Annotated in this window: 16 protein-coding genes; 9 read left to right on the forward strand and 7 right to left on the reverse strand. The window is 55.3% G+C overall.

The features are described 5' to 3' along the window. Nucleotides 1-52 precede the first annotated feature (52 nt). From BM413_RS33030 to BM413_RS07215, 3 genes are all read right to left on the reverse strand, one after another. On the reverse strand, nt 53-226 hold the full coding sequence (locus tag BM413_RS33030) for a hypothetical protein (RefSeq protein ID WP_162931635.1): 174 nt from the start codon (nt 224-226) through the stop codon (nt 53-55). Between the two features lie 210 nt (nt 227-436). Next, the gene (locus tag BM413_RS07210; protein ID WP_091911860.1) at nt 437-1,147 is read right to left on the reverse strand and encodes an AbiV family abortive infection protein; all 711 of its coding nucleotides are present in this window, start codon (nt 1,145-1,147) and stop codon (nt 437-439) included. Beyond that, on the reverse strand, nt 1,144-1,980 hold the full coding sequence (locus BM413_RS07215; protein WP_139238561.1) for a hypothetical protein: 837 nt from the start codon (nt 1,978-1,980) through the stop codon (nt 1,144-1,146). Before BM413_RS07215 ends, BM413_RS07210 begins: the two co-directional genes overlap by 4 nt. A 538-nt stretch (nt 1,981-2,518) precedes the next feature. Between BM413_RS07215 and BM413_RS07220 the strand changes: the two genes are divergently transcribed. Together BM413_RS07220 and BM413_RS07225 are read left to right on the forward strand one after the other, a co-directional pair. Continuing rightward, nucleotides 2,519-2,707, forward strand: a complete 189-nt coding sequence (locus BM413_RS07220; RefSeq protein ID WP_091911864.1) for a hypothetical protein — start codon at nt 2,519-2,521, stop codon at nt 2,705-2,707. Nucleotides 2,708-3,072: 365 nt separating this feature from the next. Beyond that, complete coding sequence (locus tag BM413_RS07225) at nt 3,073-3,828, forward strand: HNH endonuclease (RefSeq protein ID WP_091912256.1); 756 nt, start codon at nt 3,073-3,075, stop codon at nt 3,826-3,828. 249 nt (nt 3,829-4,077) lie between these two features. Here BM413_RS07225 and BM413_RS07235 read toward each other — a convergent pair whose 3' ends face one another. Both BM413_RS07235 and BM413_RS33035 read right to left on the reverse strand, forming a co-directional pair. Beyond that, nucleotides 4,078-5,487 (reverse strand): RNA-binding domain-containing protein, encoded by a 1,410-nt coding sequence (locus BM413_RS07235; RefSeq protein ID WP_091911866.1) that lies wholly within the window; start codon nt 5,485-5,487, stop codon nt 4,078-4,080. A gap of 130 nt (nt 5,488-5,617) precedes the next feature. Then, nucleotides 5,618-5,770, reverse strand: coding sequence for a hypothetical protein (locus BM413_RS33035; protein ID WP_175544269.1), 153 nt, complete (start codon nt 5,768-5,770; stop codon nt 5,618-5,620). A 180-nt stretch (nt 5,771-5,950) separates the two neighbouring features. On the opposite strand from BM413_RS33035, the gene BM413_RS07240 reads away from it, so the two are divergent. The 7 genes from BM413_RS07240 (at nt 5,951) to BM413_RS07275 (ending at nt 11,609) form a co-directional block, all read left to right on the forward strand. Then, entirely contained in the window at nt 5,951-6,451 is a 501-nt protein-coding gene (locus BM413_RS07240) for a hypothetical protein (RefSeq protein WP_091911868.1), read from the forward strand. A 13-nt stretch (nt 6,452-6,464) separates the two neighbouring features. Next, nucleotides 6,465-6,809: a hypothetical protein gene (locus tag BM413_RS07245; protein ID WP_091911870.1), complete on the forward strand. Its 345-nt coding sequence runs from the start codon at nt 6,465-6,467 to the stop codon at nt 6,807-6,809. Nucleotides 6,810-6,832: 23 nt separating this feature from the next. Continuing rightward, nucleotides 6,833-7,906, forward strand: coding sequence for a hypothetical protein (locus tag BM413_RS07255; RefSeq protein WP_139238562.1), 1,074 nt, complete (start codon nt 6,833-6,835; stop codon nt 7,904-7,906). After that, nucleotides 7,903-10,620 (forward strand): hypothetical protein, encoded by a 2,718-nt coding sequence (locus tag BM413_RS07260; protein ID WP_091911875.1) that lies wholly within the window; start codon nt 7,903-7,905, stop codon nt 10,618-10,620. Before BM413_RS07255 ends, BM413_RS07260 begins: the two co-directional genes overlap by 4 nt. Further along, nucleotides 10,617-10,985 carry a hypothetical protein gene (locus BM413_RS07265; protein WP_091911877.1) on the forward strand — a complete coding sequence of 123 codons (369 nt, stop codon included), beginning with the start codon at nt 10,617-10,619 and terminating at the stop codon, nt 10,983-10,985. The genes BM413_RS07260 and BM413_RS07265 overlap by 4 nt, the downstream gene beginning before the upstream one ends. Nucleotides 10,986-11,070: 85 nt before the next feature. Further along, complete coding sequence (locus BM413_RS33040; protein ID WP_175544270.1) at nt 11,071-11,229, forward strand: hypothetical protein; 159 nt, start codon at nt 11,071-11,073, stop codon at nt 11,227-11,229. Then, on the forward strand, nt 11,229-11,609 hold the full coding sequence (locus BM413_RS07275; RefSeq protein ID WP_091911881.1) for a helix-turn-helix transcriptional regulator: 381 nt from the start codon (nt 11,229-11,231) through the stop codon (nt 11,607-11,609). Before BM413_RS33040 ends, BM413_RS07275 begins: the two co-directional genes overlap by 1 nt. A gap of 566 nt (nt 11,610-12,175) precedes the next feature. Here the strand turns inward: BM413_RS07275 and BM413_RS07280 are convergent. Then, on the reverse strand, nt 12,176-13,126 hold the full coding sequence (locus BM413_RS07280) for a DUF3631 domain-containing protein (RefSeq protein WP_175544271.1): 951 nt from the start codon (nt 13,124-13,126) through the stop codon (nt 12,176-12,178). 390 nt (nt 13,127-13,516) lie between these two features. Then, nucleotides 13,517-13,741 (reverse strand): hypothetical protein, encoded by a 225-nt coding sequence (locus BM413_RS07285; protein ID WP_244537793.1) that lies wholly within the window; start codon nt 13,739-13,741, stop codon nt 13,517-13,519. Between the last annotated feature and the right edge of the window lie 297 nt (nt 13,742-14,038).

Raw genomic sequence — 14,038 nt, forward strand, 5'->3', positions numbered from 1 at the left:
TGAAGGCTCGAGCGCGAGTCATAAGAACCTCGCGCTCTAACTCTCCGCCAACTCACCAGCGCGGCGAGAACAGCCGCCAGTTGGTGTCCTGATAGCAGAGGCCGGCCTCAAAGGGCCTGTCCCGACAGATGCCCGCCGGTTGCTGCTGCGGCACCGGTGCGGTCTGACAGCCGGCAAGCACGGCGACAGCGCCCAACAAGGTCCACACCACTAAGCTTCGCGTCATCGCCTGATTCTCCATTTTCATCCGAACCTAACATGTAGGTCGAGGAGGTGAAGCGCCAAGGGTTGGAGTTTGGCGGGAACAGGTTTCGAATGGGTGAAGCTGTTTGGATTGCGATCGGGGCACGGCTGGATTTGTCCAAATTACCCCAAAATCGCGTGTTTCAGGTCAATGGATTAGCTCCGGTCTCCCAATCAAATACGGCACCCGGCATCATAGAGGTGGATGTCGACCAAAGATCAGCCGCAACGCCGCCATCGTCTTGTCGTAGCGGTGACCAGACGCCTTTCCGTCCGCCATGTTTTCGACGAAGTAGCTGTAGTGAGACGCGCGCTCAGCTTCCTTTGTCACCTCTTCATCGGTCACTATATGAGGAGTGCTTTTGGCGGAACCATCGGGGTTGACCCTGACATATAGCGCGTCCTGTTTTCGTCGATCCCGCGCTCCGTTTGCAACCTCTTTGGCGGCACGACTAGAGTTGAAGTCGCCGACGTAGACACCGTTGCCCGTCTCCCAGCGAGCTACCTTTTCGTATCTCAGCAGATCAAGGGCGCTGGCAATGTCGATCGGAAAATGGTCCTCACCCATGTCCAAATCCTCTTCAATCATCTTGTCGAGCGCCGCCAGATCATCCCAATGCGCAATCATGTATTCCATCAGCATGCCGACCAATTGCTTACATGTGTGATCGTTCATCGCGCGTAGGATTGGGCGGGATAACGGGAAGACTCCCATCGAGACCAAAATCAACATGAACGCCTTGGCAAGCTCTTCCTGCGCTATCAGGATGAGGTAGAGACGCGTCGATTTCGGCTTCTCGAATTCGAGCATCTGTGCATCTTCAATTAGCCGGTCGGCATTCTGGATACATAGCCCGATCGTTTTTGCGAGGGTCTTCGGTGAAGGCACTATCGGCTTCGTCATGCACCATCACCCAAATCAATCGTGATGGTGATTGCGGACTGTATTGGAGCCGACCGGGCGTATAGCAGACTGCGCAAGTTCGGGTCCGTCGCGTCCTCGAACAGACGGCCTTGGCGGCATCGCAGAACCTCATCGGCAACAAACCGCTCCAGCCTCCAGCCACGAGACGAACCGGCGTCCGCAGGGTCGATAGGCGGGCTCACGACAAGACTATCAGCAGTAGGCGAGCGCCCGGCCGGAAGTTGGGTGGCGACGGCGTGAACTACGGCCGATGGCAGGATACGGCAACCCACGGCATTAACGGCCGCTGGCGCACTTCCTGCCAGCGCCGGATACTCTGCCGAGTAGGGCAGCGACGTAGGATTGTAGAGGCCGTAATAAACCGGGATGCCTCGTTCATCGAAGTAGTCGTCGATCGCCTCAATCTGGTTGTCGCCTGCATGCATCGCGCCATAGACGCATGCGCCGTCGAACGTGAACTGGCGTCGGGCGCTAAGCGGCCGTGACGGGTCCGTGCGATCGGCGATCCGTCCGATGCCAATTTCGAAGTCGGCCCGCTCCAGTTCTGGCACCGGTATTTCACGCGAGTAGAGCCGCTTGGTCTGGAGCAGTGCGACCTTGCGCATCTGGAGGTGACCAAGCCGCCGTAGGACGATGAAGAACGCGATGTCTGCGATTTCCCATCGGTGCCACATCCGCCGCCCGCCCAGCCAATGAGACTCGATCGCTACGCCAATGCGCTCATTCGCAAAGAAGGCGGGCGGTGCGGCCGACAGTTCCATGATGAGCATGTGATCAAGGGATTCCTCGTGCATGGACGGATGAACGTCCATGGCTCTCGACACCTTGTCGTTAGCTCCAGCGAAGACTCCGCGAACGTAGTCAATCACCGGTTCCGGTATGTCTGCGAATCCCCATGTCATGTATTGTCCCTCCCGCGCGGCTGAATCTATCACAGGCCGCGAACAACTGGGGGGAACATGAAGAACTTCTTCCGCAGATCGGGCAAGTTAATGAAATTAATTGGCTGGGGAACCTGGATTCGAACCAGGACTAACGGAGTCAGAGTCCGTGGCTTTGGGAGGCTTATCGGTCGATCATATCGTAAATTATTGCAATATTATCAATATGTTATTAAAACACTTGGTTTTTCGTTCTAGTGGAGCATGTTGCAAATCGTTCTTAAATTTTCCCAATGATTTCAATGCTTGCAAAACGCTCCCGGCGTCTCCACGCGACATAAACGCGACATGGCTAGCCTAGCTGAGATACCGACCTTCGCCGGCATCCCTCCGCTTAACGATTAGTGTTTTCCCATATCTCGTGAGAAACTAATCTGCCTGAGCAAAGCGGGAGAGGAAGGGTAAAGACGTGGAACAGGAGTTCTGGTCAATTCGCCGGATTGCGTTGGTAGGTGCGCTCATAGGAGCGGCGTTTGGTGCGCCGGAGTTTTTTCGCAATCCGTCAGCTGCCAATCTCGGTGGATTGACTGCCTACATGATGATTGGTGCGATCATCATAGCCGTTGCAGCGCGAGTTCTCCTTCGCCGGAAGCGGTAACTTGGTATGTCGCACGGTCGAACGGATCACTGTGCGCCCGAAGCTGCTTTGCTAATCCCGAAGGTCAGCTACCGCGCCAAAAACGACGCCAGCCCATGCGGCGAACACGGGCGACCAGATCAATCACTCCATCCCACGCAATCCAGACGAGAAGACCGGCGATAAGAAAGGCAGGCCAAGTGGGCCAATACGCGCCGCTGCCGATGCCAAAAACCACGAGCATTACTGCGGTAAGGCGAATAGCTAGATCGTTCGCTAAACGATCATCCGTTTCGTCACATCCTGGAACATCTGGCTTTGATTTTAGCTCCGTGTGTGTGGTTATTTTGAAGGCGCTGACTGAGAGCGCTCAGGAGGAGAGATGTATGCTTGAGCTTGATGAGCAGGGACAACACCTACTCGCGCTGCTTGTCGAACGTTTACCGAAGGCGATTCCGGAAAAGCCAGAGACCTTTATCACATACAAGGAAGCCCATGACCGCCTCGGCCTTTCTCGGCAGGGCCAAACTTACGGTTTGAGCCTGAAGCATCAGGGATTGGTGGCCCTTGCGGACTGGACCGCAGCCAAGGGGTTACCGGCGATTACCGGACTAATCGTGAATGGCGACGATCGTATGCCGGGCCAAGGGTATTTCAATCTGTTCGGCAAGAGCGAGGATGACTTCGTATGGTGGGCTGACCAAATACGTCAATCCAAGACCTTCAGCTGGTCCCAATTTCTGCCTGGAGCGGTACAACTCACAACGCCGCGTCCGCCTGACGTGGTCAAACCGCCCGAGCGGGTCGAAGCGCGCACCTATCGAGTGCTGCGCGACACGCAGATGGCGCTCCGGGTAAAAGTGCTTCACCGTAATGAGTGTCAGGTGTGCGGCACAACGATCAACCTACCGGACGGACGGCGTTATGCTGAGGCCCATCATATCCAGCCACTAGGCGGACCGCACAACGGCCCCGATGTGCCGGAAAACCTGCTCTGCCTATGCCCGAACCATCATGCTGAGTTCGATTACGGTGTGCGTCCTTTGGAGATCGAGACCCTGCGGCAAGTGCCGGGTCATCAGGTTGGTGACCAGTATGTCGCGCACCATAACGACCTGATCTACAAGCCCAGCCGCCGATAACCAGTCCGCTCTCAGAGCGTTCAACTGCCCGATTTGGCGCTCGCGCGCGCCAGCGACTAGAGGGCGCTTTATCAGCTTCAGGGCGATGACATGATCAGCCGGCAAGCTCGGGAGGCACTTGAACTCCTGATTGAAGCGGTGCTGACTGCGGAATACATCGACTCTAAGAAGGCTGCGGAGGTTCTGTCGTTTCCCGAGCATCGCTAGGACAGCGGTGGAAGCCTGGTCGTCAGCGTTGCTGCATGATGGTTAAGTCTGCGCGAGGTACAGCTTTCCCTGCTCGGTAAGTTGCCATGCGGATTTTGGACCTGCTAGATCGGGAACGCGTTCAATGTGGCCCTCATCTCGAAGTTTGTAAAACTCGACCTTTACTAGGTTCTCAGACTTGATCCCCGTGATGTCTCTTGCTTGGCGATTTGTGATTTGGGCGTGAATGCGTAGGAAATCCATGATCGCGACGGTAGGTGCAGCCAACGATGAATGCGGCAAAAGAACCTTAAGGTAATTTCCTTCTTCCGATATTATGGGATTCTTCAAGCCGAATTCCTTCATTTTCTGAAATGTTGTATTTAAGCCTTCTCCCAAATCCTTGTTGGGTGGGTTTTTATATCTGTTGAGGGTTCTAACCATCTTTGGATTTCGTGAAAAGCGAGCTTCAAGAATATTCTCAACATTTACATATCCCGGTAGCTTACCCGGACTTAATATCTCGATACGATTATTGAAAACTAATATTTGTATATCATCAGAAATTGAATAGTCGCGATGTATAACCGCGTTCACGATCGTTTCCCAGATCGCTTCCGGCGGATATTCAAGTTTCTTGAGCCCATCGGTGGCCCATACTTCAATAGAAGACATAATCTCGGTAATTTTCGCCACCGTGCTATGGATAAGCTGATAGCTAGGTCCTTCCAATGTCCATTGGCTAGCGAGATGATCTCGCTCTGGATCATCCTCCTTAGTCTCGTACCTTGTAATTTTAACCGCACACTTCCGTGGAACCACCGAACTTGGGCTAGAATGAAACAACAATGCCGAAACTGTTCTTGGTTGCCACGTCTTGAAATCAAGAAGATTCTGATTCAGGCAAAATTCAAGAGGGTCTGTACTGGGAGAGTAGTCTTTCAGAAAGCTTTGTAATTCCGGACTTTCAACGACCTGCTCAGCCGCCAAATCTGCCAACAGGGTATCTTCGAAAGAAGATGCGCCCTTTGCAAAATTCAATTGTAGGATGCGCTCTTGATCTTTCACGGAAAGCGACTGAGCGCCTTGCCGTTGATATACGGTGCCGTCAGCCGTTACACAAACCTGTGATCCCTTCTCGATCAGGATTCGCAGAGCGTAGCCAGGAGCAGCCTCTCTCTTCAGGAACTCATATCGGATATCGAGAGCAGGTTTTACTTCAAAAAGACTCTGAAGATGTCCGTTTAGCTGTTCAATGTCCGAAATTCCTTCCCAGCGTTCTTCTACCTTGTCTCCTGTTTTCTTATCCTTGATCCCAATAATTATTTCGCCTCCATCAGCGTTGGAGAAGGCTACTGCCGTTTTTTGAAGAGACTTTCCACTTACTGCAAATTGCTTCAGATCGAAGAAATGAGATTCGTCGCGATCTGCAATTGCAGCGAAATCCGTGTCGGAAATCGTTGTCGTCTGCATATTATAGCCCCCCGTTAGATATGATAATTGCACGCTGCGCCGGCATAATACAGCGCTAGCCATCCTGCCCTGCTTGGCATCACCAAGTTCTTGCTATGTCGGTGGCTGAGGGCTGACCCTCGATCAGACATCAAAACAAGCCGTAGCCACAGCCTTCGGCATATTCGCAATCCCTGTCATTGCCGGGGCCGCCCCGGCTTTGGACACCGTAAAAGAAGCCAAGCACCAGCACGGCGACCGCGATCCATTTCAGCGCGTCCAGCATTCTTTCCAAGACCGACATCGTTTTCTCCTGCGGTCCATTGATCGCGATAGGTCTTTTTTCCTACGCCTATTTCAACCGAAGTACAATCGACGCATCTTTTCACGAACGAGTGTTCATTGCTCGGTTCGATGGGCGTTGCATTGCATTTTATCAAGCATTATCATGGTATTAACAAGTTAAAATAAAGGAAATCTTGAAATGAAAACTCCATCTGACCTTGTTGAACTGTTCTACACCGATCCAGAAAAGGCTCTTGAGCTTCATGGTGAGATGGTGAAGCGGGATATTCGTGAGGAATACAATAAAGCTCAGGGCGAGGCACAGTTCTGGAACGGCTTCTACCATGATCATCCAGACCTGCGGGCAGATCACGATGCTGTACGAACCATCCTGACGAAAAACATGGCTAACCTCGCCCCTATGACAGTGGAGGCAGCCGGAAACGAACTCGCGGACCTCACTCGCCAGTATATCAAAAACGAAAGCCGGCATCGGGCCGAAGCGCGGGAAGCAGCGGTCTTTGTCGGTGGCCCCGGCCTTGAAGGCACTTCCATGCAGCCTTCGCAATCCAGCGATTTGGTGTCGCTTGGCGACAGGATCAACGCCCGCAAAGAAGCGCGGCGGGTTGGTCAGGCCAAAGCCACAGACCGCTATGCCCAAGAGAGCAAAGCCGCTTCTGACAAGTCACGAACTGCGTGATGGAGTTGAACAGATGGCAACGACCGTAATCACCTCATTCCCGCAAGCAGATGTTGCTCTCGCAACCTGGACCTCGCTCGTGAACGGCGAGACGGGCAATTCCGCCAGTATTACGCGATGGTCAAACAACAAGACCGTCACCGTTACAGGCACGTTTGGCGCCGGTGGCAGTGTCGCCATTCAGGGCAGCAACGATGGATCGACCTTCGTCCCTCTCCATGATCCACGTGGCGTTGCCATCGCGATCACTACAGCAGGCGCTGCTCTCATCGAAGAAAACCCATTGTTCATTCGCGCCGTAGTGACGGCAGGCGACGGCACGACGAACCTAAAAGTGATGATCGCAGCCGTCACCTAACGTGATGGCGCAAGGAGTCTGACATGGCGGACATAGGCGGAATTGGCTCTTTCGCGGGCGGGTTTGCTCAGGGCTTTCAACGTAGCCGTGAACAGCGCCGAATGCGTGATGTCATGAACATGGAGCAGGAACGAGCCAAACGACAGGAGCAGCGGCAAGAACAGCAGTTCGACCGGCGCATGAAGCTTGGCGAGGATCAGGCCGAACAACTGGAGTTCCATCGCCGTGTGCAGGAAGACCTCCAGCAGAAGCAGTTCCAGCTTCAGCAACGCGGAGCAGACCTGCAGGTAGCTGATAAAATGATGGGCCTTCTAAATCCGCAGGTGCCAAAACCGGTTCGCCAACTGATGCTGAAAAAGTTTGCCCCTGCCATGGGTATCGACCCGGCGAGCGCTGAGTTTCGTGATTTCAGCACGATGGTAGGCCAGCTAGATAGCGACACGCTGACAGGTATTCGGGAGGCCATCGGCGTGATGCTGCCTTCAGCGAAGCCGGGAGCCATTCAAGGTTTTGCTGCCGCCGTTATGTCCGGCAAGCTCGATCTGGGCGACGTGATGAAGATGGCCGAAACGGCCCGCCAACAGCGTGCCCGAGAGCAGAGTTTTGGCACTAGCCAGCAGCCCGTTCCTGCCAATCGACTAATGAGCCCGACGCCTATCGCCCGGCAGGGAGATGCACCGGGCGGAAATCTCCCTATTCCCGGTATGACCCAGCCCACCAAAGCTCCGAACGGAAAAACACCGGCTCAGCTTCGGGAGGGTGCTCGCCAGTTATTCATGAATGGCGACATGGAAGGCGGCAATGCGGCCCTTAGTCTGGCCCGTGCCATGGAAGGGAATATCCCAAACACGGTGGAGAGCATTCGCGCCAAGATCGCTGGGGGGCAGCAACTGACGCCGGGTGAACAGCGCGTCTATGACGATGCCCTGAAAGCCGACCCACTCGCCCGACTGCTTTCGGGTCTTGGTGCAGAGGGCGGCGAACCGGCCCCCCCTGCCCCATCCGCTCCGGCGACAGGACCGAGCGAAGAAGACATTCAGTTCACCATGCGGAAGCATGGTCTGACACGTGAACAGGTTCTGGAAAGGCTGCAATGATGCCCCGTGACCTGCTTGCTCCCCGCGATCTGCTCGAACCACGTAAGCCGCGTGATCTGCTTTCCGGTTCACCCGCCAGCACGCCGACGCCACCAGCGAAGCGTGAACGTCGAGGCGACCTTGCGCCAATCATTCGTGATCTCGACACAGGGGAATGGCGCTGGGCCGTGCCGAACCTCCTGCTTGGTCTGGTGGACGCAGTGCAGCTTCCCGGCGAGGTCATGAGGGGCGAAGTCGATCCCATGAGCGACGAAGGTTTCGACCGAACGATGAACTTGGCGACGTTAGCCGCGCCAGCTGCAGGGCTACGCGGAACCATTTCACGCACGGGAACAAGGGCAGTGGAACAGGCCACACAGGCCAATCGCCGCGAGTTCGGCATGGACTTTCCACCTGTTGCGACACGCACACCACCAGAGAAACCAGTCACTCCTTCTGGGTCTTCGGTGAAGCCAGCCGGAGGGGTTGTCTCCTCCTCTTCCTCTCCGGCTGGCAACTTTGCGGGAAACATTCGCCTAGATCGCATCTGGGCACCTGATGATGTGCAGGCTGCTATCCGGCAGGCGGCAGAACATGGTGAAGGTTTCTTAGAGGCTCGACGGGGCGTCATTTCTCAGGAACAGACGCGCGACCTGTCGCAGCTAGTAGGCATGACGCCGGAACGCCTAACCAGCCGGAAGACCGGAGCCGCCTTCAATGCGGAAGAAATGTTCTCAGCCCGTAACCTGTTGGTGGAACAGGCCACGAAAGTCCGCGACTTGGCCCGCAAGGCGGAGGGTGGCAGCGATCTGGAAAAACTCACCTTCCAGCAGGAGCTAACGCGGCTTCAGGCAATTCAGGAACAGGTGGCCGGAGCTACTGCAGAGGCCGGACGGACCTTGCAACAGTTCCGTATGTTGGCCGGAGCCACGAAGGACGAACTCACCGCCATGGCGAGCATCGCCAAAGAAGGCGGATTGGACGACATCATTGCGGGCATCAACAAGCTGGACGATCCGGCACAGGTGGCGGCATTTGCTGCCAAGGCTGGCAAGGTCACCTTCAGGGACATGCTCTACGAAGGCTGGATTAATGGCCTTCTGAGTGGACCGACGACACATTCAGTCAACGTTATGTCCAATACGCTGACGGCCCTTTGGTCAGTGCCGGAGACGGCCCTTGCGAGTGGCATTAGCCGTATGACGGGAAGCGGTATTCGTGGCGGCGAAGCGACGGCCCGTCTGTTCGGAATGGTCGAAGGGGCGAAAGAAGGCGTCGTTGCTGGCTATCGCGCTTTCCGCTCCGAAATTCCGAGCGACGGTCTTCAGAAGCTGGAACAGTCGCGACAGCGTTCCATTCCGAGCTTGAAAGTCGGAAAGATGGAGGTGGGCGGGAAGCAAGTTCGCATTCCTGGCCGTCTGCTGCTGGCCGAGGACGAGCTTTTCAAGGCCATCGGCTTCAGACAGGAATTGAACGCCTTGGCGTATCGACAGGCCAACCGGGAGGGCTTGAAGGGCCGAGAGTTTGCAGAGCGCGTTTCGCAACTAAGGGCGAACCCGACCGAGGACATGACGAGAGCCGCGAAGGACAGCGCAGCCCGTCAGACGTTCACCAATCCGCTAGGTCCGGGTGGTCAGGCCATCATGTCGGCGGCTCGCCGTCTGCCCTTCGGTCGAATTGTTCTGCCGTTCGTCCGCACCCCTGCGAACATCGTCAAATATGCGGCGGAACGTACCCCGGCTGCGCCATTCTTCAAAGAGTTCCGCGACAACCTGACGGGAAAAAACGGGCCAGTGGCTCGGGATCAGGCAATTGCCCGCATGACACTCGGCACGGCAGTTAGCACCGCCTTGGTAGGTCTTGCTCCAGAGGGCAGCATTACCGGAGGTGGGCCAGATGATCCGGCAAAACGGGCACTAATGCGGGCGGACGGCTGGCAGCCTTATAGCGTCAAAGTGGATGACACCTATTACAGCTATGGCCGAGTTGAGCCTCTGGGCATGTTGCTAGGCGTTGCGGCCGACTTTGCGGAGCTTCGGGAGACGATGACCGACAGCGAGGCTGACAACGTGGCGGGGCTGATATTCGGCTCCGTGGCGAAAAACCTCACGGAGAAGACGTGGCTACGTGGACCGTCTGACCTCATTCAAGCCCTCACGGACCCAGAGCGCTATGGTGCGGCCTATGTTCGCAACCTTGTCGGCACGGTGGTGCCAACTGGCCTTTCACAGATAGCAAATGCCCGCGACCCGATGTTGCGAGAAGCCAGAACAGTTCTGGATACCATCAGGAGCCGCGTTCCGGGACAGCGGGAAACGCTGTTCGTACGTCGAGATGTCTTCGGTGAACCGATTAGCCGTGAAGGTGCCCTTGGCCCTGACCTTGGCAGTCCAATCTACAGGAATGCGGCTCGCAACGATCCGACCATTGCGGAAATGCTTCGCCTTGGTGTGTCGCCCGGTCCCCTGCAACGGCGCATTCGCAGTGCCGAACTGATGGACGCGGAGTTTGATTTTTACAGCCAAGCAGCCGGACGGACAATGAAACAGGGCCTCGATGCGCTGGCATCTTCACCACAATGGGCAGACTTGCCCGATGACGTCAGGGCTGAGGCGATGGGCGACCTGATTAGGAAAAGCAGGGATCTAGCTCGCACCGCTACTGTGATGAAATTCCCCGATCTGGCTTTGCGCATCAGACGGGCGAAACAGGGCAAAGAGGATATGAACCGATGAGTGCACTGAAACTTCCCCCCAACATTTACGAGTTAAAGTACGCAAATTTCACCAAGGGAGCATTGCCGCTTCGTGATGACATCACCTACCAGCTAATCCCAGTAGGCAAGCGGTCTGAGGGCTTCTTGGCCTATTTCGAAGGCTGCAAGCTGACCTTTGCACCCGCTGATGATCCGCGCTGGCAGGAGGCCGATCTTGATCACCTCTGGGAAGATACCGATCTCGCTGAGCTGGCTTGGTGGACCGACTATAATTTGCGCCCCGTGCAAGATGCGATCGAACGCTACGGGCTGCTGTTCGTGCCAGGCGACCACGGTTATGTGCTCCGACCTAAACCAGCCAGAGTTTCCAGCCATGCCGTATGAAGTCATCAAGCTGCATAGCCGTCGCCTCTCTGGCCTTCGGGAACCCGGAAGTGCCGTTCTATCCGAGCTTGGACAGGGGATCGCCATGGAAGTAGCCGACCTCACGGAACTCCATGCAGCCCTCCCCGACTTGCCCATCGACGCCGTCGAAGCCGCCATAGACATTGACGACATCTACATGGACGCGGAAGGCGGCTTTGTAATTCGCAAAGTGCCATCGGGCAGCAATTATGGAACTCAGTAATGGGCCGTCCTCTCAACAGGTCGCTTGCCTCAAATGCTAGTGCGCCTCCTATCATCCTTGGTCTTGATGCCATTGCAGAACTGTTTGGCCGATCGCGGCAGACGGTGGCCCGCTGGAGGCTGACGCAGAACTTCCCGATGGCTCGCCTTCCAACTGGCGAATGGGTCACAACGATGGGTCTGATTGAAGACTGGATCAGGGCAAGAAACTCCGTTGATCCCTATTGCCATCAGGCTGAAGTGAAAATGGCCCCTGTCGTGAGGCGGCTAGATGCCTTGGCTCGTGCTCGTTTTCTTGCCTCCGGTATAGATCGGGCGGAAGTGCTGGCTTTGCTTGAGGACGTGGACCGTGACACATGCAAGCCAATTGCCGCCGAGTGATCCGGCTGAGATGAATGCTGCGCTCCGGCGAGAAACTGCCGATATGATTGCTGCTTGGCTCGCTGGCAATGTTGGAAGCCCTGCGGAAGTGCGCCGATGGGCAGCACAGGAGCCGGGACAATGGGCGGAACTGGTTGCCATGATCGGGGCACTGGCGGGCTTCATTCCGCTGGGGGACATGCCTCAGAGCATTTTGTCAAAGCGTTCGCCCATGAGACGAAAGGGGCGGACAGGTCCGCGTGGTCCGTTGATTGTCCGAAGGCGGAAGTGATGGAAGTCGGGGCAAAACGGGGATTTAAGGAAAGCGGCCTGCGGGGAGCGTGGACGGGCGATTTTTCGGATGGGTGCCGAATACCGGATGGACGGGAAAACGCACCACGGACTCGCTTTGGGCCGGACGATTGGCATCGCCGGAAAACGCTCGCTCGCCGCGCATGATGGGAAATTGAGCCTACCGGTAGACCTACTGCATTCTACCGGATGGCAATTGCGAAAATCCTTTTAAATTCAATGCTCTACCACATCTACCGGATAAAATGGGGGTATGGGAAAAAGCAATATGTCACTTACGTGTATCGCAGCCATGCGTCTTCAAACCATTCCCTCTTGTAGCCTCTGATCTTCTCGCCGGCCCAGATTTGATCTGGCTTTATGTCGAAGGACTGTAGCTGCTTTGCGAGGGAACGCGCACTGAGGCCCTTGAAGATATCACTATCGTCAGGGTCTTTCTTGATTGCATCGCATAGGTCTTCGGACCTCATACTATCACCATGGAAAACACGCTTTATGACGGCCAGTAGCGCTTCGCCCCTTGATGGGTCTTCAGTGCTTTGCAACATTGCCGCTGCCTTGCGAGCGGTCTTAGGCCAATGACCTCCAGCCAGATCAGCGATTGCGAACAACGGTTTCCAGTTGTCAGCATCTCGGTTTGCAAGACCCTTCGGCATTTCGGGATCAATGTTGCGAAGCTTTTCGATGTTTGCTTTTGCCCATATAGCGACTTCCTCATTCATCGCATCGAACGCGAGCTTGTCCCGCTGATTAGGGTGAGGTCGATCTTCATCAGGCCGCTTTCGCCTCATGGAGATTATGATCGATCGGCTGGCCCATGTCGGAAACAGTTTGCCAATCTTCGCCATCGCGACAGGTGCCCACGTTGAGTAGGAGTGGGTTTCCCAGTCGCCATTCTCTCCATTGCGGACGGCTCGCAGGACTGTTGCGCCTTCGCGGGAATGGCCTGAATTTAGAATTCCCCTCAGGGCTTCATTACCTTCCACTTGTGTGTCGAGTTCATCCAGAAGCAGCGTTCGCGGCTGCTGTTCGATCAGTCTGAATATAGCCGCCGATGACGTGTTGCTGGCTAGCAAGGCATTATGTGTAAGGTGCCGCAGTATCTTGAAGGCCTCCGTTTTCCCGCATCCTGGCATTGGACTGATAAGGGCCAATCGAGGCGATGTGTCGAAGGCATCAAAACAGTGAGTAAATACGGTCCACAGTGCTATCGCCTCGGCTGCCATAGGCGGCAAAGTAAGGTGACGCTTGAGCGCTGTTGTTGCGAGGTCTAGGAGGTCAGAAATTCCATCTGTGGATGGGCTTTTTGGGTATACCCCCCGCGCATCCGGTAGACCCGGTAGGCCATTGATTTCATTGCTATTTTTACACCCGTCATCCGGTAGACTACCGGTAGACCTACCGGTAGGCTGGATGGGTTCGGATGGTCGGGAAGCGTGCTTTTCTGTCTGATTTCGCATATCATTCATGAACTTCCGCGTGTCGCTCACACGCCCTTTCTGGCTTGGCATTTCCAGAAAAAAAGCCCCGGTCTGGATCACACCAAGCCGGGGCTATTTTTGCCGGTTTCGCTTGTCAGGAAACGGTCATAGGTCCCGCTTCCGTTTCGTCTGATTTCAGCCGGCAATTCCTTCGAGCATGAACCGCAGCAGTGCCCGTCGCGATGCTACCCACTGGGAGCCGATCTTTTTAGCGGTGGGAATAAGCCCGCGTTCGAGCAGGTAGTATGTCTGCCGCTCGCTCCGGTTTATGAGTTTGCCGATTTCAGATACGCCCCAAACAATGTCCTTGGACATTGCCTCAAGCTCAGCGTCGCTGATGTTTGTTGCAGTTGCGGTCATTGCGAATGCTCCAAATGGGTTCCATGGGGTTCCATTTGGCTATTATGGATGAGCAGTCCCGATTATGGCAATGAAGCGAAACAATTCAACACGGTAACCAACGTAACAAAATCGTGAAAACCAGTATTGATCCTTGTGTTTTTGATTATTTCTCTCGTGTTGTATTTATTTCTACTGATATCAAATTCCCCCAACTAACGAAAATTGCGCCAAAGCTGGATTGTAACAAATTGTTACAATCCAGCATGGACTAATACGGGGATTGCGCCCTCGCTATTCACCCTAACAGACTCGCGG

The organism is Mesorhizobium sp. YR577, from assembly GCF_900116595.1.
In the GTDB taxonomy this organism is placed as follows: Bacteria; Pseudomonadota; Alphaproteobacteria; order Rhizobiales; family Rhizobiaceae; genus Mesorhizobium_M.